This is a genomic window from Paenibacillus sp. sgz302164 (genome assembly GCF_056120505.1).
Map to the genome: position 1 here is coordinate 50,136 of NZ_JBVYOL010000032.1, position 20,700 is coordinate 70,835.

The window sequence follows — 20,700 nt, forward strand, 5'->3', positions numbered from 1 at the left end:
GCTGTTGTCAAACTTCTTTTTTTATACTGACATCAGGAAACAACTTCAAATCCATAGCAAATCAAAAAGGAGACATTACCCACCATTGCCCATGCCCTTAATCATATTTATGCGGTTGATAAGATGTGGTATCTGGTTTTAACGGGCACTGGCATGAAAGAGGCGCTGCAAGCATGCATACCGCTAAATGAGAGCATCCTGCATTCTGTGGATGAATACGCCAATATTTTTGCCCAGTTATCGGAACAATACGGGGAATGGTTCCGAAGTCAAGCCGATTTGGAACAAACCATTTTGCTTGACAATCCATACGCCGGAATCCGCCAAACACGCTTATCGGAAATTGTGCTGCATCTGGTCAATCACGGGACCTATCACAGGGGCAATGTTTCTACAATGTTGCGTCAGTTGGGCCGCGCATCCGCCATGAACGACTATGCACTTTTTTGGTATCAGCAGCCTGCGGAATCCATTTAATCCCTTACGCCGTAAGATTGGTTAAGGGCACTGAGTAGTGTAAAAGGGCGATATTTCTGAGATCAGAGAAATCGCCCTTTTTACTTGTCAATCACTCTCCATACTTAGAAAGGAGATTGTATTTTATCCATGGAAATTGAAAATCTAATTGCAGTAAAATCAAGAGAAGATTTGAGGGTTTGGCTGCAGGACAATTGTAAGACTGAAAAATTTTGTTGGGTAGTAGTTAGTGTGACGCCAAACCCGGATATGCTGCTATATTTGGACGCGGTCGAAGAGGCATTGTGTTTTGGATGGATCGATGGAGTCAAAAAGAAAATATCTGAAGCGGGGCTGGCACAGAGACTGTCTCCCAGAAGCAAAAAAAGTTCATGGACTGAATTGAATAAAGAACGTGTCCGCCGCCTCGAAAAGTTGGGGTTAATGAGAGACGAAGGAAGAAAGGTACTTCCTGATATGGGGCATGATTCTTTTAAAATAGATTGGGTTATAAAGCAAAGGCTAACAGAGGAAAGGCAAGTATATGAGAATTTTTTGGCATTTCCGGCACTTTATAAAAGAGTTCGGATCGACACGATACAAAGCAATAAAAATCAGCCGGAATTACGGCAGGCTGCATCTGCCTCACATGCTTCGCCACCTTGACCAACCTGTACCGGTACCACCGCGATTTCGCGACACGTCTCCGTACTCATCCCATGCAAAGTTCCCCTGTAGTACTCGCAATTTGCTCGCCCTCGGGGAGCGAATAGACGACGGTTGTCGTTTTCCAGCCCGCACACACCCGAAAACCTGCAAAAGTGCAGGTATTTTTCAGTAATCCGCTCGTTTGGAAGAAATGCCTGCAATTGTGCAGGAATTTCCGAGCTTGGTCAGTCTTAGCCCCAAATTTAGCGAAAAAAACTGCACATTTGCAGGAATTGCTCAGATTCAGCGTATTGGGGAATAAAAAAGATGTATTTTTGCAGGTTTTCTGCGCATCCGCTGTCCGTTTTGCGGTGGAGACGTCGAAAGAAGTGACGAACGGCACGTGCGCCTTTTACAGTGAGGAAGAATTTGGTAAAATGCAGCAAATTTGCGGTTCGATGAAAGTTTTCCAAACGATGGGGAGCATGTCTGTCAACGGGTCTCCCCGTCATGTTGTCGAACGCGCCGGTGTCCAAAATCATTTCGGAAATTATTTGAGACGGGAAGCGAAATCGATGGACTAATCTTTGATCGAAACGAGCAGGGCGCGATTTCCGCCGACTATGACAAGGTCAGTCAGTTAACCGACAAAGTGACAGCGGTGCTCAGCCGCGGTAAGCAAGGCGATCTGCTGATTAAATAGCAAAAAGCCTGGTCCTTCGCCGAACCGAACGGCAGGGGGCCGGGCTTTTTCGTATCAGAGCCGTCCGGGCGGCTTTAAACGACGACGATATGCCCGGCATCCGGCTGCAGCCGGATATGTTGTCCTGGCTTTACGTCCTCTTGAAGACCGCAGTTCACAACGATTTCATGCAAATCCCGAACGCCCTGAATGTGTACGGATATTTCCTGAACCGGGCCCATGAACGAGACGGATTTGACGATCCCCCGTATCGTTCCTTCGGCGCATAGGGTCAGACTTTCCGGGCGCAAACAAACGGTTGCCTGGCTGCCGCGGTCGGAAATGTCGCTGCAGGGGAAAGCGCCTATATCCGTCTGCACGAGTCCGTTCGCAATGTCAGCCTGTCCGGGCAAGGTGTACGCTCCGCTAAGAAAAGAGGCGACAAACGCCGTGCGCGGCCGGAGAAACACTTGCTGCGGCGTCCCGGCTTGCTCAATCGCTCCGTCTTTCATGACCAAAATCTGATTCGACAGCTGCAGCGCGTCCTTCTGATCGTGGCTGACGAAAATGGCCGCGACCCGTTCCCGGTTCAAAATTTGCTTCACTTCTTTGCGCAGCCCTTTCTTCAGCTCTTCATCCAGATTGGAGAACGGCTCGTCCAGCAATACGACCGCAGGCTTCGCCGCCAGGGCGCGGGCCAAAGCAACCCGCTGCTGCTGGCCGCCGGACAGTTCATGCGGGTAGCGGCCGGCCAAAGCTGTTAGCCCGACCAGCTCCAGCACTTCTTCAGTGCGCTGGCGGCGGGCTTTTTTCGGTAATTTGAAGAGTGCAAAGCTAATATTGTCATAAGCGGTCATATGCGGGAAAAGCGCATAATTTTGAAACACCATCCCCAGACCGCGGCTCTCCGGCGGAAGCGATGTTTCGGCGGAGGAAACGAGCCTGCCCTGAATGTAAATCTCGCCTGCATCGGGAGTTTCCAAACCCGCAACGAGACGCAAAGCCGTCGTTTTTCCGCATCCGCTAGGTCCAAGGAGCGTAATAATTTCCCCTTCGCCGACTGACAGGTCTATCCCGCATAAAGCTTGCTTGGAACTGCCCGGATAAGTTTTTGCAAGCGAACGGATGCGTATCACTTCTTTTGATGCATGATCTGTCACGTTGTTATCCTCCCATTGTTTTGGTTCCCAGCAGCGATTTTAAAGAAATAAGCGATAGGATCACGAGGATAAGCGCTACCGGTGAAGCTTCCATGAAGTAATAGCCTTGAGCTTCCGTCCAGACGCGAAAAGCTAATGTCTCAAAGCCGATGGGACGAAGCACCATAGTAGCCGGAAGCTCCTTCATGGAATTGACGAAAACGAGCGACCAGCCGGCGACAAGCCCCGGTGCGATAAGAGGCAGCGTCACTTTGGCCAGTGTCCGCAGCGGCGTATGCCCCATTACGCGGGATGCTTCATTCAGAGACGGGGCGAGCTGCTGCAAGGAAGCTTCCTGCGACTGCATCGCTTGCGGTAGAAAGCGGATGACATAAGCCAAAACGAGAAGCGCAACGGTTCCGTACAAAACAGGCACATAACGGTTAAAGAAAAAGATGATGCCCAGAGCTACCACTGTTCCGGGAAGCGCGTAACCGGCGTACGAAAGGCGGGACAACAGCTCGCTTGAACGCGATGGATATTGGGTGCGCAGGAAAGCGACGGGAAAAGCGAGCAGTGTCGCGGCCGTTGCCGACAGGGCGGAGACCGATACGCTGTTCCAGGCGTACTGCAGCGTTTTAAAGCCTATCATGTTCGTTTGCAGTGCCTGCACCGTCCAAAATACCAACATGCCCAACGGGAGGGCGGCAGCGATGAAAACAATGAAAATCACATACAGCAGGGCGGCCGGCTTCCATTTCCCGAGCGGAATAAGTTTGACGTCTTTTGTCGAGGCGCCTGTCTGGAAGTATCGGACCCGTTTGCGGCTGCCCCATTCCAGTCCGATCACAAGCAAGGTCATGAGTGTCAGCACGAGGCTGAGCACGGCCGCCCCGGAACGGTCCGAGCCGCGGTTCAGCTGATCGAAGATCGCGTAGGTGAACGTGCTGTAGCGCAGCATGCCGACAGCGCCAAAGTCGGACATTACGTACAAGCTGACGAGCAGCGCCCCGCTTGCCACGCTCGGACGAAGCATCGGCAGAATGATTCGGAAAAAAGCGCGTGCCGGTGAATAGCCTCCCACCCGCGCCGCTTCTTCCAGGCTGACGTTCATTCGATTCAGCGCAGCCAGCACGAGCATATATACATACGGAAACATGAAGATCGACATAATGATCCACACGCCCCAAAAATGGTATACGGAAATGTACTTGAACGTATAGACGGGAGCGCCCGTCAACCGGCTCAGCCATTTAGGCACGAGTCCTCCCGGCGTCAACAAAGAAATATAGGCAAATGCCCCAACATAAATCGGGATGACCATCGGCGTCGCCAGAAGCCAGCGCCACGCCTTGCGCCCGGGCAAATCCGTGCGGGCGACCAGCCAGGCCAGCGATACGCCAAGCGCCAGCGACAGCAGGGTGACGCAGACGGTCAAAGAAATGGTGTTCCACAGCAAGAACGGCAAAAGGTGGCGGCTCAGTTCGCCCCACAGTTCGAGCTTGGCCGATAATGCATGGACGATAACGAAAACAAGCGGCAAAAGCATAAGAAGTACTGCCGCTACAGCTAAAGCGGCAGTACTTGCAGAAGGTCTCTTTCGATTGCGGATTCTCAGTGTCAAAGCGATGACCGTCCTTCTATTTAATCGGCAAGCCTCCGACCGAATCGATCAGCTTGCGGGTTTTGTCCAACTCGGCGGCGAGCTGCTCCAGCTTGACATTGGCGAATTTCAGCTCGCTCATAGGTTTGCCTCGCTCCTTGAACGGAACGCCTTGCACGATCGGAACCTCGCTGTTCAAGCCGGCAAACATCGCCTGGCCTTCATTCGACAACAAAAACTGCACGAACTTTTCGGCTGCGTCTTTGTGCTGCGCCCCTTTGACGATGCCGATGGCGGCAACATCGTTGACAATACCCATTTGGCCTTCCTGTTGGTCCGGATAAACGATCCCGACATGGTTGTTGTCTTTCTCGTCCAACTGCTGATAGTAATAATAGTTGTTAATCAGGCCGAACTTTCGCTCGCCGGCTCCGACAGCTTTGCGGATATCGTCGTGATTGCTCAAGACGGAAACGTTATTTTTGACCAGACCGTCCAGGAACGACTTTGCCGCATCTTCGCCTTTAACAAGCCGGATTGCCGACACTTGAGCTTGCAGCGATTGATTGGACCCTGGCGTAATGAACAACTGGTCTTTATATTTAGGGTCGCTTAGCTCAAGAACGGAGGTAGGCAGCTCGCTTTCTTTGACAAGATCCTTATTGTATAAAATGACCCGATAGCGCGAAGAGAGGCCGGTCCAATAGTTTTTGGAGGAATGCCACGCAGGGTCGACCGGTTTCAACGTCTCGTCGCTCATTTGCTCAAGCAGGCCGTTATTGCCCATGGAATCAATAATGCCCGCATCCAGCGATATATAGACATCTGCTGCGGGATGCGCCGCTTCTTCCTTGATTTTGTTGGCAAATTCATTGGAGGCGCCGAACTGGGCTTTCACTTTAATGCCGGTTTTCTTCTCAAAAGCGTCCATGATCGGAACAAGCAGCTTCTCCTTGCGTCCGGAATACATGACGAGCTCTTTGGATTCGGCTGCTGCCTTGGCTGTTTCCGCAGGCACAGCGGACTTGTCGTCAGGCTTCGGGCTTGTCCCGCAGGCGCTGACGAACGCGGCCATAATGACGATAAGGGAGGCTAGGGTGACAGCTTGTTTTTTTGCATGTCTGCGGTGCGGGTGTTTCTGGTTCAACTTGTTTCTCTCCTTTAAAATTGTTTTCGTAAAAAAGGTGATTTTGATAATCATTATCGCTATAATACATTAGAGTTGTGTAATTCGTGTGAATCGATTCAAAATAAATGAATTTTAATGTTAACATAGATGGCGCAAGAGAAATGAATGAGGTGAAAGCGTGCAGAGAACTGTTTTGATAATTGAAGATGAAAGGCGGATTCGCGAAATTGTAGCCGATTACTTTAGCGAGGCCTCATGGCATGTTTACGAGGCGCAGAACGGCGTCCAGGCGCTTGAACAATTCGGCAAGCATCGGGTCGATCTCGTTATACTTGACATTATGATCCCCCAGTTGGATGGATGGTCCGTATGCCAGCGCATCCGGCAAATGTCTGCGGTGCCCATCATTATGCTGACCGCCAAATCGAATGAAGAGGACAAGCTGCTCGGTTTTGAGCTGGGGGCGGACGATTACGTGACCAAGCCGTTCAGCCCGAAGGTGCTTGTGGCCCGTGCGAAAACGCTGATGAAACGGGTCGAAAGAACCGTCGGTCATGAAGATCATATCGTTTCATTCGGCAAAGTCAAGCTTGATAACTTGGCTCACACGGTGCACGTCGACGGGCAGAGCATTGATCTGTCGTCCAAAGAGTACGACGTTCTCTTGTTTTTAATTAAAAACGAGAATATCGCTTTGTCCAGGGAAACGATTCTTAACCATGTATGGGGGATCGACTATTATGGCGACCCGCGGGTCGTGGACACCTATATCAAAAAGTTGCGCGGCAAGCTGGGTGCGGATGCCCGGCATATCGCCACTGTTTTTCGAACCGGTTATAAATTCGGGGAAGTTCAATGAAAGGACAGGGGATTGTAGCAAAGCTGTTTGCCGTGACGTTTTTGTTTTTCGTCATGTTCTTTGCCGTCGTCATCTTGGGGCAGTTCTGGTTTTTTGAAAAATTTTATCAGCATCAACGAGCCGAGGAACTGGATCAGAAGGTGGCGGAGTTTACAGAACAGTACACGCGCCAAAATTGGACGCGAAGCGAAATGATGCCGGTTATCGCCCGTTTTATTAATCAAAATAGAGCGCAAGTCGCCATTCTTGATGCTGAAGGCAATGTCAAATACGACAACCCGTTTCGAATCCGCCTGCTGACGGATCAAGGGTTGTCCGTCGCAGTTCCCGTCTCCTTCTTCCCCGATATAGAGCGCTTGACGGAGCTTGGCCTGAAGCGCGGGGACCGGATTACAGTCCGAGGCAATTATTATTCGGAGATCAACAATCTACTGTTCTCTCCCTATGTGATCTCCAAACAAGGCGTGCCTGCAATCGGCAGCTTGCCTAACGGTCTTGCGGAGGGGCAAGCTCAAGAGGTGAGCGGTACGATAACGGACCTGCTGCTGCCTGCACCGGCACAATGGAACAAGCGAGAAGGGATTTTGGCCGCTGCATTGAAAGAGTGGCTGCCGATTCCGCCTAAATATGCGGATAATGTGAAGAATGGACAGGCGTTTCATGCGGAGTGGACCGAACCGGTCAGCGGGGTCAGCAATATTATATTTATACGGCCTATTATGGCAGATGGAAAAATCAGGGAATGTGTATTCGTTCTTACGCCGCTAACACAGCTCACGGAGTCATTCGGCGCGCTGAAAGTTTATTATTTATATTTGGGAATCGGCGGATTGTGTCTGATCGCCGTATTGTCCTTCCTTTTTTCCAGAATGGTTTCCCGGCCGCTTATTTCAATAAACCGCACTGCCGTTCGCATGGCGAACATGGATTTTTCAACGAAATCCCCCATCCGCAGTCATGATGAAATCGGCAGCTTATCCAAAAGCTTGAATACGTTATCGGAAAATTTGAACCGGACGCTATTTGAGCTGCAGCAGGCGAACGGCAAGCTGGTGGCGGACATGGCGTATAAAAACCGCATGGAACAGTTGCAAAAAGATTTCGTATCCGATGCGTCGCACGAATTGAAAACGCCGATCAGCATCATTAAAGGATATGCGGAAGCATTGCGTGATAATGTGAAGCAAAATAAAAGAGAGAGTTACATCGAGGTCATTCAAGACGAAGCCGAGAAAATGGAGAAATTGGTCGCCAGCATGCTGGAGTTGGCGAAGCTCGAATCCAAAACGGTTAAATTGAGAAAAAGATACTTTTCCATCCATCGTCTTATTCTGGATTCCGCGGAAAAGCTGGCTAAGCTTCTGGCCGACCGCAAATTGGAAATCGTTGCGGACGGAGCCGTGGAAACCGAAGTATTCGCGGACCCGGAAAAAATCGAGCAGGTCGTTCTCAATCTGCTGGGCAATGCGATCCGCTATGCGGCGGAAGGCGGCTTGATTCGGGTTCATGTCGAAGTCGAAGCCCGGCAAGCCGCCATTTTCATTGAAAATGAAGGGGAACGGATTCCCGAAGATCAGCTCGGACAAATATGGGAACGCTTCTACCGCGGAGAACGCTCCAGAAACCGCGACAGCGGCGGAACGGGATTGGGATTGTCGATTGTCAAACATATTTTGGAGCTTCATCAAAGCGAATACGGAGCCGCGAACACGGATCGGGGAGTCGTATTTTCTTTCCGCCTGCCTGTCCGCTGACCTGGCTTGCATTTGCCGGAGATCAGCCGAGCAGTGCGCCGGCCGAACCCCGGGAAAGTGCGCAGCTGCGGAAAGTTTTCATCCGCAAGCAAGCCGGTTCAGAGAGCGAACTGCTTAACGATTCCGTCCGTGATGGCGTCCGACATGTCCAAAGCTTCCTGCTCGATTTTGTCATAGGTGTCGATGCTCGCCTTATAGTCCTTGTTCAGCATAGTGACCGCTTCGTTTTTGGTCAGCGCCAAATGCTCGTAGAACATTTTTTTCACGTCTTTTTCGGATAAGTAAGGATTGATGCTATGCAGGAATTTGGCGATCTCGTCCGCATTCGCATACCACGCTTTTTCTTTCGCTTTTACCGCTTTTTGGTCTCCGGCTTTCGCCGCTTTGACGAGATCCGCCGCTAGAACCAGATGTTCTTTGATCAGGTTTGCGTACGTATCTCCCGCCTGGTCGCCGTAGTAAGGCTTGAGCAAGTTCCCCATATCCGGAGCGTTGCGGAGGAGACGAGCGATCGTATCGTTCGCATCCGGCAGGCCGAAGACGATGCTGACGATGGCAAGCCGCGTCCACGTAATATGCTGTTCCCAAAGCAGCCGCATCTTTCTTTGCAATTCGACTTCCGCCTGGCTCAGGCATGGGGCGGCCTTCTCCGCGCGAAACATCGGCTCATCGGGCATCCAGCCCGGAAATGCCGGCGGCATGCTTGCCGAATAATAGGGCTGCCATCCCGAATAGGCCGCATCGGCGGCGGGATAAGTCCGAACAGGCCAAGGCCGGTAGCTCTCCCGCGGATCTGAGGGATATCGGAATCCCTCGTACGGATAAGGGTACATGAGGATACGCTCCTTTAAAAAGGTTATATCACATATTATGGGCGATCTGCCCAATGGGTTCATCGAGGGGGGGGCGGCCGCAAACATACGTATATTTCAAAAAACAATAAATAATTATAACTTTTTCTAAAATAATTCCATTTTTATCCATATTGCTTCGCCTTATAATGGGGGTACGCCTTCAAGGGTGAATCTCAGAATGAAGGGGAGATGCGATGGAGGCAACTGCCTGTATTTCCGCCGCGGACGGCATGATGCGGGTTTTGAGGTAACGGCACATTCGTCTTGGCAAAAATGATTACGCTTTCAATACATGCTTGTCATTCCAAATTTTCGAGGAAGGAATGAACATAATGGTGAAAAGAAGTTTTTCTCTGCTCATAATTAGCAGCATGATCTTCAGTTTGTTGACGGCAATTCCGGTCCCATCCCTGGCGGCGCAGCCCCAGCCCCAACCGCAGCAGCTAGAGCAGGGGGGCCCAATCCTGTGGTACAAGTTCGATCAGGCGAACGGATCGACGGTCACCGATGCGACCTACCACGGGCGGGATGGGACGCTGCATGGCGGAGCCTCGATAGGAACCGGGCCTGCCGGAGGCGCGTTAAGCTTGAACGGAACGGACGGTTATGTCAGCCTGCCGGAAGGCATTTTTCAGCAGGTCAACGATTTTACCGTTTCCGCCTGGGTGAGAGTGAATCAGAACAAAAACTTTCAACGCATTTTCGACATTGGCACGAGCAAGGACAGCAACATGTTTATGACCCCGAATGCAGCTGAAGCCGGGCTTCGGTATGCTATTACGACCGGCGGCTTGAACAACGAGGACAGAGTCAGTAAAAATGCGAATATGGTTTTGAACGTCTGGAATCATGTGGTTCTTGTGCAGCAAGGCCGTACGGCAACGATCTACGAGAACGGCATTGAGGTTGCTCAACATACAAGCATGAACTTAAAACCGTCGGATTTGGGCCGCACGACCAACAACTGGATCGGCAAGTCCGTGTATGCCGCAGACCCTTATTTTGCGGGACAAATAGGCGATTTCCGCATCTATGACCGGGCGCTGAGCGGCCTGGAAATCAAAGATTTGTCCAGCGTTTCCGGCTTAACCGATAACGAGGCTGTAAACGCCGTGCAGCAGTCGCTCACAATCGGCGATACGAGCGCAGTCAAGGCGAATGTGCAGCTGCCGACAGCCGCAGGGCTGGGCGTAACGGTCAGCTGGGCTTCGAGCCATCCGGAAACGGTAAGCGCTGACGGTACCGTTGTCCGTCCCGCCGGGGGAGAGGCGGATAAGAACGCAGTCCTGACGGCGACGATCGCGAAAGGATCGGCGAGCGTTACGAAGTCGTTCAATGTCCGCGTGCTTGCGCAAACTTCCGTCAAGACGCTGACGGTCGATGCCGCTCATCCCGGCATCGAGATAAGCCCGACTTTGAACGGCATCTTTTTTGAAGATATCAACCATGCCGGCGACGGCGGAATTTATGCCGAGCTTGTCGCCAACCGTTCTTTCGAGGACAATGCCTCGAATGCGGCGAACTGGTCTCTCCTTAAGAACGGAACCGCCGGCGGGACGATCTCGCTTATTACGGACGGCCTGCTGAACCAGGCCCAGAAAAGGGCGCTTCGCCTGCAAATCGATTCCGTCGGAACCGGCGAAAGTGTCGGCATTGCGAATTCGGGCTACTGGGGAATCGGCGTTAAAGCCGGGGAGCGGTACGAACTGTCATTTTTCTCCAAAAGGGATGCGAATTTTAGCGGACCGCTTAGCGTTCGGCTTGAAAGCGCCGACGGCACCAAAACTTATGCGGAAAGCAGCGTCGAGCAAGTGACCGAAAGCTGGCAGCGGTACCGCGTAACACTGATGTCAACCGGCACGGATCCCAAGGCAAGATTGGCCATCACAGCCAGCCATACCGGAAGCCTCGATTTCGACGTCGTTTCTTTGTTCCCGCAGACATGGAAAAACACGCCGAACGGTCTGAGAACCGATCTGGCAAGCAAGGTGGAGGAGATGAACCCCAAATTCGTCCGTTTCCCGGGAGGCTGCTTCGTGGAGGGAGACGTGCTCGCGAATGCGCTGCGCTGGAAGACAACGATCGGCGATATTTCGGAGAGGCCGGGCCATTACAATTTGTGGGGCTATCAATCGACCGACGGGCTCGGTTTTCACGAGTTTCTCGTATGGGCCGAAAAGTTGGGTGCAGAGCCGCTTTATGTGACCAATGTCGGCATATCGCATAAAGAGAGCGTGCCGCTCGATCAAATTCAGCCGTGGATTCAAGACGCCCTCGATGCGATCGAGTACGCCAACGGCTCTGTGACCAGCACATGGGGCGCCAAACGCGCAGCGAACGGGCACCCTGAGCCATTCAATCTGAAATATGTGGAGATCGGCAATGAGAACAACTTCCAGATGACGGACTATTTGCAAAGATACCCGCTCTTCTACAACGCAATTAAACAAAAATATCCGGAAATCACAACCATTGCCGATTCCTTCCTGAACGGTTTGCCTGTGGAATGGGTCGATGAGCACTACTATCAAACGTCAAAATGGTTCATGGACAACTCCAACCGCTATGACAATTACGACCGCAGCGGCCCGAAAATTTATGTCGGCGAATATGCGGTAACGACAGGCGCAGGCAAAGGAAACTTGGGCGCTGCGCTCGGGGAAGCTGCGTTTATGACAGGCATGGAGCGCAATTCGGATATCGTCAGAATGTCCTCCTACGCTCCGCTTCTCGTTAATACGAACGACCGCACATGGAACCCGGACGCGATTGTATTTGACAGCTCGCGCTCTTACGGAACGCCCTCTTACTATGTACAGAACATGTTTGCCGGCAATCAGGGCGACCGCGTGCTGCCTACGACGCTGACGGGCGGCGGTCAGGCTGCGAGCAACGACGTAACAGGAAGCATCGGCTTCGCTACATGGAAAACGCAGGCCGAAATTGACGACGTTGCGGTTACGAGCAACGAGAATGGCAGCACGCTGTTCAGCGACAATTTTGCGGCGGCGAACGGCAGCTGGAAGACAAGCGGGGGAACCTGGAGCGTCCGGAACGGGACTTACGGCAATGCCGGCAACGGGGAAGGAGACCGCTCCACAGCTGGAGATGCGAGCTGGAGCAATTATACGTACACGCTCAAAGCGAAGAAGAACGGCGGCAATGAGGGTTTCCTGGTCATGTTCGGCGTCAAAGACAGCGGCAATTATTACTGGCTGAATTTAGGGGGCTGGGGAAATACGCAGCATGCGATCGAGAAAGCGACTGACGGAACCAAATCGTTGATCGGAACCGCCAAAGCGAGCACAATCGAAACCAACCGTTGGTACGACATCAAGATCGAGGTGTCGGGCAACCGCATCCGGTGCTATCTGGACGGAACGCCGCTGTTCGACGTGAAAGACAATCCTCCGAATCCGGGGCCTCTGTATGATGTGACGAGCATGGATCAGGACAGCAAAGAAATCATTATGAAAATCGTGAACAGCTCGGACAGCGAACAGCCGGTGCAGATCAAGATTGACGGAGTGGCGCATGTCGGCGAAAAGGGCCGGGCTATCGTGCTGACCTCCGGCAGCCTGAACGACGAGAATACGTTCGAGGCGCCGACGCGCATCGTACCGGAAGAAAGGCAGTTGACCGGATTGGGGCCTCAATTCGAGTACAGCGCAGATCCGTATTCCGTCACTATTTTGCGGCTTTCAACCGCGGATTCGAACCCTTCTTCGCCGGGAGCGGTTCTGCACGGGCCGGATCAGGCCGTCAAGGGCGCGTCGTTTGATTTGAATTACGGTCTAAACGAAATCCGGCAAAACGTATACGCGCAAGATTTAACTTTTACGTTCGATCCGAGTCAAGTGGAATACGTATCGGCGGACGCTTTGAAAGAGCAGATCGTCGTTGTCGATCAAGCGCTGAAACCCGGCCAAGTCCGGCTGATCGTTGCGAATATCGGAGCCGATCCTAAGCCGGGCGGCGAGCTGCTGAAGCTGCACTGGCAAGTGAAAGCCGATGCGCCGGAGGGTTCGGCGACGATCGCATTGACGAAGGCTGTGCTTGCCGATGAAACCGGGCGGGAAACCGAATTGGCGGGCAAGTCGCACACGGTTCAATTGAGCGTTGTCGACAAAGCGGCGTTGAATGCCCTGATCGCAGACGCACAAAGCAAGCATGACGCAGCCGGCGAAGGCTCAAGTCCGGGCCAATATCCTGCAGGCTCCAAAGCGGCGCTGCAAGCGGCCATTCATCAGGCGCAGGCTGTCGCCGGCAGCGCTTCGGCAACGCAGCAGCAGGTGGAACAGGCGCTGAGCGCACTGAATGCGGCGCTGCAATCGTTCCTGGACTCGGTCGTTCGCACCCTGCCTGGCGATACGAACGGAGACGGCCGCTATTCCATAGGCGACCTGGCCATTGTCGCAGCCGCCTACGGCAAAACGTCCGCCGATCCGGATTGGGCGAATTACCGGAAGGCCGATTTGAACAATGACGGCAAAATCGACATCGAAGACCTCGCCGCCATGGCTCGAAAAATATTGCAGTAGGGCCAATTTGTGTGTTCGATGATACAAATTGTATCAGAATCGCGAAGATGGCGTTAATCGATCAAAAACACAAAATAGAGGCTGTCTCAAAAGTCATGAATAATGACTGAGGGACAGCCTCTTCCGAGCTTGATTTTGAGGAAAGGTCTGCGATTGTGCAGGAATTCCCGTTAAAAATGGACCTGAGCTCATACAGCAGCCAAAAAGCCTGCACATTTCAGGCTGTTGAAAAACCCCCGCGATTAGAGGAGATAGCCGTAATCTGCCTGTCTGCACGAAAAAAACCTGCAAAAATACATGAATTTGCGTCCTTGATCGCTGGCATGAAGAATTCCTGCAAAAGTGCAGGTTTTTCACTTAACACATGGACTCAGATTCACTTTCAGCGAAAATTCCTGTACATTTGCAGGTTTTCACCAAAATAGGCCGATTTCGCCGAAAAAAAACTGCACTTTCGCAGGTTTTCTCCCTGCAAAGCTATCTCCTGCCCAGTTGTGTAGCTCCGCGACCAACACTGGGAGAGACGCGCGCCCAGAAAAAGCGGCTGCTCCCAAATTAGGGCCCCTCTTAAGGTTATATCACATACTATGGGCGATCTGCCCGATGGGGGTTCGTCGAGTCAAGCCGGTTCGGGCGCCAAAAGACCTCGCGCAGCCGGATCCCGCGCCCGAACGCAGTAGAAGACGCCTCCATGGAGGCGTCTTTTATATTGCCGAAGGGCGGGGCGCCCTACCTTATGCGCCGACGGTCGGGCCGGCTGCCGGAATGCTGCCGGCGGCGGAATCGGCCTCTTTGCGCTGTTTGCGCGATTTCCGGAAGAAGAACAGTTCGTAGACGACTGGAATGATGATCAGCGTCAGCAAGGTGGCTGCGCTAAGACCGCCGATGACGACGATCGCCAAGCTTTTGGAGACGATGCTGCCCGTTTCGGATTTGCCGAAGATGAGCGGCAGCATCGCGCAAACTGTAGCTACAGCGGTCATCAGAATCGGGCGCATCCGCGTGGCAGCGGCTTCCAGCAGCGAATCGCGAATCGTCATATGCTGCTCGTTATGAATGACCCGGTCGATGAGCACGATGGCATTGGTGACGACGATGCCGATCAGCATCAGCGCGCCGAACATCGCGGTGAAATCCGGCGTAACGCGGGAGATGACGAGCCCGAGCACGGAACCGATCGCCGCCAGCGGCAGCGAGGTCATAATGGCCAGCGGCGAGCGGAACGTTTTGAACGTGATGACCATGATCAGATAGACGATGCCGATGGAGATGAGCGCCGTCTTGCCGATCTCGGCAAAATCGTCCGCTTGCTGGGCGGAAGCTCCGCCGAACTTCATGGTGATGCCGGCATACTGGGGCATTGCGCTCACTTGAGCCTGCACGTCGTTGCCGACGAAGGACAGCTTGGCAGGTTCGGCCTCCGCGGTTACGCGAATGTACGGCTTCCCGTCTTTGTGGAACAGCGAGCTCGCTTCATTCGTTTTTTCGACTCTGGCGACCGAGGATACCTGGACGTTGCCTTTGGTCGTGCGGATCATAATTCGGGAAAGATCCAGCGTGCTGTTCGGCTCCACAACCGGCGCCATCTTCACGATCGTATCGTGGTCCTTCAGCTTGATTTGGCCAATCGCCACTTCATTCAGCATCGACTGCAGCTGCGCACCGACTTCCTGCGTGTTGGCCTTGGAAGGATCGACCTTGAAGGAGAATACAGGCTTGGTCTCTTCCTGGTTGCTGGTCACTTTCTGCACGCCGCTCACCGTTTTCATTTTATCCATAAGCTCGGCGGCGGCGACCTCGACCAATTTGGAGTCTTCGCCCATAACGTCGACGTAAACGGCGGAGGAGCTTGTGCTGCCGGTTTCCAGCTTGGCTTCGGGATAATTGTCTTTTTGTTCCTTGATGCGATTGGTAAACGCAGTGGCGTTGACGTCTTTGTTCAAGACGATCGAATAATCCACTTTGGACGGCGAAGTCACGTTCCCCCATTTGGCGGCGTCCGCGCTGTTGCCGTTTTGCATCAAAACGTATTTGGCTTCCGGCTGCTGCATAAGGAACGCCTCCAGCTTTCTGCCCTCTTCCAGCACTTTGCTGGACGGCGTGTCGCTCGGGTACGTGAGGGTAACGCTCGCAAAGGTGGAGTCGGACGAATCCAGCGCGCCTTTCGGCATCATCATATAAGTGGCGATCGATCCGACAAAAAGCACGATCGAGACGACGAGCGGCACCCATTTATGATTTAAATTCCATTTTAAAAAGCCGACGAACCGCTGTGAAGGCGGATGCTCTTTCATTTTGTTGTTTTTCAGCAGCACCGAGCTGAGCAGCGGCACTACGGTTAAGGCGACAATGAGCGAAGCGAGCAGGGAATATGTCACGGTCAGGGCAAAAGGAAGCAAAAACGCCTGCAGAGAGCCCTTCAAAAGTCCCATCGGCATGAACACGGCGACGGTCGTAATCGTCGAGGAAGTGATAGCCGTCGAAACTTCTTTCGTCGCTTCGATGATCATGCCGATCGAAAATTTCTCTTTTTCCAGCTTGCGGTAAATGTTCTCGATGACGACGATACTGTCGTCCACGAGCCGCCCTACGGCGACGGCAACGCCGCCTAGTGTAATGATGTTGAGCGTGACGCCGGAAATTTGCAGCAGGTAAAGCGTAATTCCGAGCGAGAGCGGGATCGAGACGATGGTGATCAGCGTTGCCCGGACATTCCGCAGGAACAGCAGGATAACGACCGTTGCGAACAACGCGCCCATCAACACTTCCCGCAGCATGCTGTTCACCGAAGTGACGACCATGTCGGAGGAGCTGTAGAAGACGGCGAGCTCCGCTTTGGGTATATCCTTGTTCATACGGTCCACGGTGTTTTGCACGTCATGGGCTAGCGTCACCGCATTCGCGCTGGCCGCTTTCGAGACGATGGCATATAGCACGTCTTTTCCGTTCAAGCGGCTGACGCTGTCTTTGGAATCCTTGAGTTCTATGGTAGATATGTCTTTCAAAGTGATATCAGACGTTACTTTTAAATCTTGCAGCGTCTTCAGATCTTCGATGCTTGTGCTGACTTTGATGTTGCCGGCTTGCCCTGCGATCGTTTTTTCGCCGACGGCAGCGGAGATGTTGCGTCCTTGCAGTACGGTTGCCACATCTTGCGAAGTCAGGTTGTACATCGTAAGTTTATCCGGGTCCGTTTTGATCAGGACGATCGGCGACGTTTTGCCGTAAAGAATAACGCTGCCGGCGCCATTTATTTTTTGCAGCTCGGGAATAATTTTCTTTTCCGCCGTTTCCACATTTTCCTCGGTCAAGCCGTCCTGGAATGCAATGGAAATCTGCGAAACCGGAATCATCGACGTGTTGAGCTGCAGCACGTTCGGCTTCGATACGCGGTCAGGCAGCGTCACTTGCGCAAGCGCCTCTTGAACTTCGGTTTTGGCATCCTTCATGTTGGTCTTGGATTCGAAGTTCAGATCGATTTTGGCGAATCCTTCCCCCGATGTGGAGAACATGTCCTTTTTTCCTTTAACGAGCATGACGGCATCTTCGATCGGTTTGGTGACAAGGCTTTCCATCGATTTGGCATCGTAGCCTTGCCCGATTACGGTAATCGACACCTGCGGATTATCGGCCTGAGGCAGAAATTCCATGGGCAGCGATCTGTAGCTCATGAACCCCATGGCCAGCGCCATAATGACGAGAAACAGGATGGCCGCTTTATTGCCGAAGGACCATTTTGTAAGAAAAATCATTTATTTTACTCCCTTCAATTCCACTCGATCTTGTATGCTCCATTTTCCATTATAAAGTAGCATTACCAAATGAATAGATGAAGAAAGGCATTTTCTGACATGACTTCGGTCATATGACTTGGACGCATTTCTTTCAAAATGTTCAGAAATCCTTTAGAATATCATCAACCCGTTCTGAAGAATTGGCGGCTATTATAAAAGATATCAGGAAAAGGAAGGGAGCATCTTCATGATCAAGGCGCTTCAAGAAAAGCTGTTGTTTTTATATAAATTTTCCCAGGCTCCGGGGCAAATCGGCAGTGTAACGCCGAGCTCCGTGTTTTTGGCGAAAAAGATGATCGAGGCCGTTTCCTGGAGCCGCGTCCGGTACGCAGCCGAGCTGGGAGCGGGTACGGGAGCGATTACCAAATATTTGGAAATGGCGAGAGACGATGAGACGAAAATTCTTTTGTTTGAAAAAGATCCCATTCTCCGCGCCCAACTGGCCAGGCAATTTCCCGAATCGTCCTGCTATCCCGATGCCTGTGAGCTTGACCTGGTGCTGCTGAAAGAAGGTATCGAGCAACTGGATTGCATTTTGAGCGGCCTTCCGTTTTTTAACTTTCCGCAGCAGCTGCGCGATCGGCTTATGGAGCAAATCATAGCCTCGTTGAAACCGGGCGGCATGTTCATCGCTTTCCAGTACTCGCAGCAGATGAGAAAGCAGCTTGGCGAGCATTTTGACATCGAGCAAGTCCATTTCGTTCCTTTCAATCTCCCTCCGGCGTTCGTATATGTGTGCAGGAAAAGAGAAAATCCGGCTATTTCCAAACCTGTTGAAGGAGATGGGAAGGAAAGGGAGAATGCAGTCCATGAGCTATGAGACCCTGCTGACGTTTATTCAGCATTACGGCTATGCGGCGCTGTTCTTCGCCTTATGGCTCGGCATCGTCGGAATGCCTATTCCCGATGAAGTCGTGGTGATGACGGGAGGAGCCGCAGCCGGCAGTACGCTGCTGCATCCGCTGCCGGCTTTCATCGTCACTTACCTGGGCGTAGTGTCCGGTTTGTCGCTAGGCTACGTGCTGGGCCGGTTCATGGGAGTGTCGGTACTGGATCGGCTGAGGCGCAAAAACCGCTTCGCCAAGCAGCTTGAAATTTCCGAAAAGCTGGTGCAAAAATACGGCAGCTTCGCCTTATGCATCGGCTACTTTTTTCCGGTAGTCCGGCATGTGATGCCTTATGCGGTCGGTCTGAACAAAATGTCGTTTAGACGCTACGCCCTATTTTCCTACACGACGGGCTTCGTCTGGACGCTCCTTTTCTTTACGCTCGGCCGTTATGTCGGCGACCATACCCAGGAAATCGGCACGCTCATTTATCAATACGGATTGCGCTTCCTGTGGCTGCCGATTCTGCTTATTGCTGTCATTTATTGGATACGGAGAAGGAGGAGTTCGATTTGAGCTCAAAAGTGTTAGTGACTGACGACGATCCCGAGATTCGGGATGTAATCCGTATTTATATGCAAAATGAAGGCTTTCAGGTGTTTCAGGCTGAAGACGGTGTCCAGGCTTTGGAACTGTTGAGCGTGGAAACGGTCGATTTGATCATCCTCGACGTTATGATGCCGGTCATGGACGGAATCAAGACCTGCCTCAAGATTCGGGAAATTACGAAGGTGCCCATCATTATGCTGTCGGCGAAAGGCGAAGATATCGACAAAATTACCGGGCTCACGACGGGGGCCGACGATTACCTGGCCAAGCCGTTTAACCCGCTGGAGCTGATCGCAAGGGTCAAGGCGCAGCTGCGCAGACAAACTTTCACCAGCGCCGCGGCAGACAGGACAGTCGATGAAACCGTCATTGAAATCGGCGATCTGATTATTAATAAAAACCGCCACATGGTTTCCGTGCGGGGCAAAGAAATTACGCTCACCCCGATCGAATTCCAGATTTTGGAGCTGCTCGCGACCAATCGCGGGCGCGTGTTCAACGTGGAGCACATTTACCGGAAGGTGTGGAAAGAGGATAAGCTCGCATCGGATAACACGGTGATGGTCCACATCCGGAAAATCCGCGAAAAAATCGAAGACAACCCGCGCGAGCCGCAGTACATCAAAACCGTATGGGGAGTGGGATATAAGGTTGAATAGAGACCTGCTTTCGACTCTGAATTGGAAAAAAAACATCCGGGTCCGCATGTTTTTGGCCGCATTTCTGAGCTTTGTCATTGCCGTAGCCTTATCGTCGGTTTTGGATCATGCGGTAAAAATAGTAACGGGCCCCGTCGGCACTTTATTGGTTCTTTTTATATTGTTCCTGGTTTTCTTTTTCTTTTTTACGCGACCTATCGCCCGCTATTTGCGGACGCTTGCCGACGGCCTTATGTATATCGCCAAAGGGAACCTCGATTACCGGGTGCCGCTGTCCACCCAGGACGAGCTTGGCTTTGTGGCGCAAAACATCAATTTTATGGCGGAACAACTGCAAATCATGATGAACAGGGAGAGGCAGATTGAAATGTCGAAAATGGAGCTGATTACGAATGTATCGCATGATTTGCGCACGCCGCTGACGAGCATTATCGGATATTTGAATTTGCTTAAAAACGACGATTACAAAGATCTTGACGAGCACAAACGATACATAAACAACGCATACAACAAAACGCAGCAGCTGAAAAAGCTGATCGACGATTTGTTCGAGTATACCCGCCTGACGAGCGGGAACGTGAGCTTTTCGTTCGAAACGATCGACCTGAGCGGTTTGCTGGAGCAAATTATTATTGAATTCGAGCCGATTGCCCAGGAGCACGAGCTGACGATCCGCAAGATCTGGGAGCAAAAGCCGGTATTTGCCCCTGTGGACGCCGAAAAATTGGTGCGGGCGATCGACAACCTGTTGATGAATGCGCTTAAGTTTTCCAACAAACCGGGAGAAATTACCGTTCGCCTCTACGAAGAGGAGCAAAAGGTCGTTCTCGCCGTGGAAAATTCCGGCGTCCCTGTGACCAAGGAGCAGGAGCAGCTATTATTCGAGCGGCTTTACAAAGTCGAGCCCTCGCGCAATGTGAAGGATATGCCGTCCGGGGCGGGGCTGGGTCTCTCGATCGGGAATTACATCGTAGGCTCGCACGGAGGGCGCATGGGGCTGAACCATCAGGACGGGTATTTTTCGTTTTTTATCGAGCTGCCCAAGGCTGGCGCTGGCGGAATCCGGAGCGATAGAGCGGCGGAGAAATGAACTGCCGTGGAAGCAGCCGTTTTCACGGTATCGGAGTAACGGCGTTGACAAGCGCC

14 protein-coding genes and 1 pseudogene are annotated in these 20,700 nt (G+C 52.3%); 10 read left to right on the forward strand and 5 right to left on the reverse strand.

Annotated features, from left to right (window positions below):
- Positions 1 to 72: 72 nt before the first annotated feature.
- From AC0LWT_RS33810 to AC0LWT_RS33820, 3 genes and pseudogenes are all read left to right on the forward strand, one after another.
- Positions 73 to 477, forward strand: a pseudogene (locus tag AC0LWT_RS33810) (DinB family protein); the annotation flags it as partial.
- 129 nt (positions 478 to 606) lie between these two features.
- A complete protein-coding gene (locus tag AC0LWT_RS33815) occupies positions 607 to 1,122 on the forward strand; it encodes a YdeI/OmpD-associated family protein (RefSeq protein WP_474685875.1) in 516 nt (171 codons plus the stop codon).
- Between the two features lie 293 nt (positions 1,123 to 1,415).
- Positions 1,416 to 1,688, forward strand: a complete 273-nt coding sequence (locus AC0LWT_RS33820) for a DUF1177 family protein (RefSeq protein ID WP_474685877.1) — start codon at positions 1,416 to 1,418, stop codon at positions 1,686 to 1,688.
- 193 nt (positions 1,689 to 1,881) lie between these two features.
- On the opposite strand, the gene AC0LWT_RS33825 is transcribed toward AC0LWT_RS33820, so the two are convergent.
- From AC0LWT_RS33825 to AC0LWT_RS33835, 3 genes are all read right to left on the reverse strand, one after another.
- Complete coding sequence (locus AC0LWT_RS33825; protein WP_474685879.1) at positions 1,882 to 2,946, reverse strand: ABC transporter ATP-binding protein; 1,065 nt, start codon at positions 2,944 to 2,946, stop codon at positions 1,882 to 1,884.
- A 4-nt stretch (positions 2,947 to 2,950) separates the two neighbouring features.
- Positions 2,951 to 4,474: an ABC transporter permease gene (locus tag AC0LWT_RS33830; protein WP_474685881.1), complete on the reverse strand. Its 1,524-nt coding sequence runs from the start codon at positions 4,472 to 4,474 to the stop codon at positions 2,951 to 2,953.
- Positions 4,475 to 4,565: 91 nt separating this feature from the next.
- The gene (locus tag AC0LWT_RS33835; RefSeq protein ID WP_474685883.1) at positions 4,566 to 5,675 is read right to left on the reverse strand and encodes an extracellular solute-binding protein; all 1,110 of its coding nucleotides are present in this window, start codon (positions 5,673 to 5,675) and stop codon (positions 4,566 to 4,568) included.
- A gap of 160 nt (positions 5,676 to 5,835) precedes the next feature.
- Here AC0LWT_RS33835 and AC0LWT_RS33840 point away from each other — a divergent pair, with 160 nt between their 5' ends.
- Both AC0LWT_RS33840 and AC0LWT_RS33845 read left to right on the forward strand, forming a co-directional pair.
- Positions 5,836 to 6,516 carry a response regulator transcription factor gene (locus tag AC0LWT_RS33840; protein ID WP_474685885.1) on the forward strand — a complete coding sequence of 227 codons (681 nt, stop codon included), beginning with the start codon at positions 5,836 to 5,838 and terminating at the stop codon, positions 6,514 to 6,516.
- Entirely contained in the window at positions 6,513 to 8,270 is a 1,758-nt protein-coding gene (locus AC0LWT_RS33845; RefSeq protein WP_474685887.1) for a HAMP domain-containing sensor histidine kinase, read from the forward strand. Before AC0LWT_RS33840 ends, AC0LWT_RS33845 begins: the two co-directional genes overlap by 4 nt.
- A gap of 98 nt (positions 8,271 to 8,368) precedes the next feature.
- Here the strand turns inward: AC0LWT_RS33845 and AC0LWT_RS33850 are convergent, their stop codons facing one another.
- Complete coding sequence (locus tag AC0LWT_RS33850) at positions 8,369 to 8,932, reverse strand: acetylglutamate kinase (RefSeq protein WP_474685917.1); 564 nt, start codon at positions 8,930 to 8,932, stop codon at positions 8,369 to 8,371.
- 524 nt (positions 8,933 to 9,456) lie between these two features.
- Between AC0LWT_RS33850 and AC0LWT_RS33855 the strand changes: the two genes are divergently transcribed.
- A complete protein-coding gene (locus tag AC0LWT_RS33855) occupies positions 9,457 to 13,665 on the forward strand; it encodes a LamG-like jellyroll fold domain-containing protein (RefSeq protein ID WP_474685889.1) in 4,209 nt (1,402 codons plus the stop codon).
- A 734-nt stretch (positions 13,666 to 14,399) separates the two neighbouring features.
- On the opposite strand, the gene AC0LWT_RS33860 is transcribed toward AC0LWT_RS33855, so the two are convergent.
- Positions 14,400 to 17,417 carry an efflux RND transporter permease subunit gene (locus tag AC0LWT_RS33860; protein ID WP_474685891.1) on the reverse strand — a complete coding sequence of 1,006 codons (3,018 nt, stop codon included), beginning with the start codon at positions 17,415 to 17,417 and terminating at the stop codon, positions 14,400 to 14,402.
- 229 nt (positions 17,418 to 17,646) lie between these two features.
- Here AC0LWT_RS33860 and AC0LWT_RS33865 point away from each other — a divergent pair, with 229 nt between their 5' ends.
- Genes AC0LWT_RS33865 through AC0LWT_RS33880 form a run of 4 tightly spaced genes read left to right on the forward strand, consistent with a single transcriptional unit; the run spans position 17,647 to position 20,644 of the window.
- Positions 17,647 to 18,279, forward strand: a complete 633-nt coding sequence (locus tag AC0LWT_RS33865; RefSeq protein ID WP_474685893.1) for a class I SAM-dependent methyltransferase — start codon at positions 17,647 to 17,649, stop codon at positions 18,277 to 18,279.
- Entirely contained in the window at positions 18,269 to 18,862 is a 594-nt protein-coding gene (locus AC0LWT_RS33870) for a DedA family protein (RefSeq protein ID WP_474685895.1), read from the forward strand. The genes AC0LWT_RS33865 and AC0LWT_RS33870 overlap by 11 nt, the downstream gene beginning before the upstream one ends.
- Complete coding sequence (locus AC0LWT_RS33875) at positions 18,859 to 19,554, forward strand: response regulator transcription factor (RefSeq protein ID WP_474685897.1); 696 nt, start codon at positions 18,859 to 18,861, stop codon at positions 19,552 to 19,554. The genes AC0LWT_RS33870 and AC0LWT_RS33875 overlap by 4 nt, the downstream gene beginning before the upstream one ends.
- Positions 19,547 to 20,644: a sensor histidine kinase gene (locus tag AC0LWT_RS33880; protein ID WP_474685899.1), complete on the forward strand. Its 1,098-nt coding sequence runs from the start codon at positions 19,547 to 19,549 to the stop codon at positions 20,642 to 20,644. Before AC0LWT_RS33875 ends, AC0LWT_RS33880 begins: the two co-directional genes overlap by 8 nt.
- The last annotated feature ends 56 nt before the right edge of the window (positions 20,645 to 20,700 follow it).

Bases quoted from the DNA above. Each gene is read 5' to 3' on its own strand.
- AC0LWT_RS33815 (WP_474685875.1), top strand. From the start codon at position 607: ATGGAAATTGAAAATCTAATTGCAGTAAAATCAAGAGAAGATTTGAGG.
- AC0LWT_RS33830 (WP_474685881.1), bottom strand. From the start codon at position 4,474: ATGCTTTTGCCGCTTGTTTTCGTTATCGTCCATGCATTATCGGCCAAG.
- AC0LWT_RS33845 (WP_474685887.1), top strand. From the start codon at position 6,513: ATGAAAGGACAGGGGATTGTAGCAAAGCTGTTTGCCGTGACGTTTTTG.
- AC0LWT_RS33850 (WP_474685917.1), bottom strand. From the start codon at position 8,932: ATGTTTCGCGCGGAGAAGGCCGCCCCATGCCTGAGCCAGGCGGAAGTC.
- AC0LWT_RS33855 (WP_474685889.1), top strand. From the start codon at position 9,457: ATGGTGAAAAGAAGTTTTTCTCTGCTCATAATTAGCAGCATGATCTTC.
- AC0LWT_RS33860 (WP_474685891.1), bottom strand. From the start codon at position 17,417: ATGATTTTTCTTACAAAATGGTCCTTCGGCAATAAAGCGGCCATCCTG.
- AC0LWT_RS33865 (WP_474685893.1), top strand. From the start codon at position 17,647: ATGATCAAGGCGCTTCAAGAAAAGCTGTTGTTTTTATATAAATTTTCC.
- AC0LWT_RS33870 (WP_474685895.1), top strand. From the start codon at position 18,269: ATGAGCTATGAGACCCTGCTGACGTTTATTCAGCATTACGGCTATGCG.